We start from the raw sequence: 2,024 nt of genomic DNA on the forward strand, positions 1-2,024 counted from the left end.
ATGCTCACCGACGACACCCCTGCCGAACCCAGCGGACCGGTGACGGACGACCGGCTCCGGCTCATGTTCACGTGCTGCCACCCAGCCCTCGCACCTGAGAACCGGATCGCGCTCACGCTACGTCTGCTCGGCGGCCTCACGGTCGCGGAAATCGCCCACGCCTTCCTCGTGCCGGAGACCACGATGGCCCAGCGGATCACCCGCGCGAAGGCGATTCAAGCAGGCGCGGATCCCCTACCGCGTGCCCATGGGCGACGACCTCCCGAACCGGATGGCCGGGGTCCTCGCCGTCCTCTACCTGATCTTCAACGAGGGTTATCTGTCCACGACCGCCGCGTCGGTGCGCGAGGATCTCTGCACCGAGGCGATCCGGCTGACCCGGCAGTTGCGTGAGGCCAGCGCCTCTCTCGGCCCCCCGATGGATCAAACGCAGCCGGAGGTGCTGGGGCTGCTCGCGCTCATGCTCCTGCTGGACGCCCGGCGCCCGGCCCGCGTGCGCGACGGCGTACTCGTCACTTTGCCCGACCAGGACCGCTCCGCCTGGAACTCCGATCAGATCGAGGAGGGGCATGCGCTGGTCCGCCAGTGTCTCGCCCTGAACCGACCCGGGCCGTATCAGATCCAAGCGGCGATCAACGCGGTGCACACCGACGCACCCGACGCGTCGTCGGTCGACTGGTCGCAGGTGGTGGCGCTGTACGACCAGCTGGCGGCGCTCACGCCGTCACCGATCGTCGCGCTGAACCGCGCGGTCGCCGTGGCCGAGCTCGACGGACCGCAGGTGGCCCTGGCCATCGTCGACGACCTGGACCTCGGCTCATACCACGCGTTCCACGCCACCCGCGCCGACCTGCTCCGCCGGCTCGGCCGGTACGACGAAGCACGTGAGGCCTACGATCAGGCGATCGCGCTGACCGAGAACGAGGCCGAGCGGGCCTGGCTCGCCGGCCGTCAGGCTTCGTGCGGGTAGAGCGGGCGGTTTGCCCGCCTCGGTCTGATCACCACCACCGAAACCGAACCCGACGGGAGGACCTGACACCCGCCGCGCTCACCGTCCACAGTGCGAACACGGATCACATCATCCGAGCGGGCCGGCCGCTCTGTCCGAGAAGTCCCGGAAGCCACTCGGTCTACCTCGCAAGGACCAAGTAGTTGCGGATCTCATCCGCTCCGCCGTCGAGTCGCTACACCCAAGCCTGAGCCCGCCTCATCCGCCCGGAACGACGAGGGTTTTGCCGCGTGCGTGGAATTCGCCCTGCACTCTGATCACCTCGGGGCCCTCAGCGAGGGGGAGGCGGGCCTCGATGACCGGACGGATAAGACCTGGGATTTCGGGTGGTCCGGTAAGCCGCAGCGGACGCGACCAGGCCCGCGGGATTCAAGGCAGGGGAGACGGTGCGCCAGCAGACGAGCTCGACACCTACCTTCCGCGCCGCGCGGACGATCCCTTCTACACCTTCGGTGGATCAGCGGGCCGATCGAGAAGTAGCGGAGTCATAACCCGCACCGGCGCCTGACCTCCCAACCGCCCGCAAGCCGATCGACCACCGCTGTCTACGTCGGCGAATGCGGACGGCCGGCCGCCTCGGGAGACACGCCCTACTCGGCTCGACCATCCGCGTCGAGTTCTACCCTCGGCTCAAGCCCGAGGTACTCGCCATACCGCGCGGCGGCATCTCGAATGGCCTCGAGTTCATGCGCGTGCAGCGCGCGATGCGGCCGGACCGAGAAGGTGACCGCCTTCGAATTTACCGTGCGCCTCATCGCAGCGACCAGCTGGGCATCCACGAGCGCCATCCCGATCGCCGACTCCCGCGCTCGCGGCACCACACCCTCCGCGTCGATCATCCAGCGTGAGTCCTGATACCCCCGGTACATCTCGTCGAGCACCTGCAGCAGGTGGCCGGTGGGCGATGCGGATGCCGGGGCGTCGCCGGGCGCGTGCCAGAAAGTGCGTCCGTCGTGCTCGAACGATGCGAGCTTGTCGACGGCGCCGTCGATCCCGCGGCGGATGTCGGTCACGG

General features: G+C 68.9%; 1 protein-coding gene and 1 pseudogene. One reads left to right on the top strand and one right to left on the bottom strand.

Features of this window, described 5'->3' with window-relative positions:
• Positions 1-970: pseudogene (locus VNT50_RS08465) on the top strand (RNA polymerase sigma factor); the annotation flags it as partial.
• A 629-nt stretch (positions 971-1,599) separates the two neighbouring features.
• On the opposite strand, the gene VNT50_RS08470 reads toward VNT50_RS08465, so the two are convergent.
• On the bottom strand, positions 1,600-2,024 hold a 425-nt coding region (locus tag VNT50_RS08470; RefSeq protein WP_325484673.1), incomplete at its 5' end, for a DNA glycosylase AlkZ-like family protein.

This window comes from Microbacterium sp., from assembly GCF_035554235.1.
Lineage (GTDB): Bacteria > Actinomycetota > Actinomycetes > Actinomycetales > Microbacteriaceae > Microbacterium.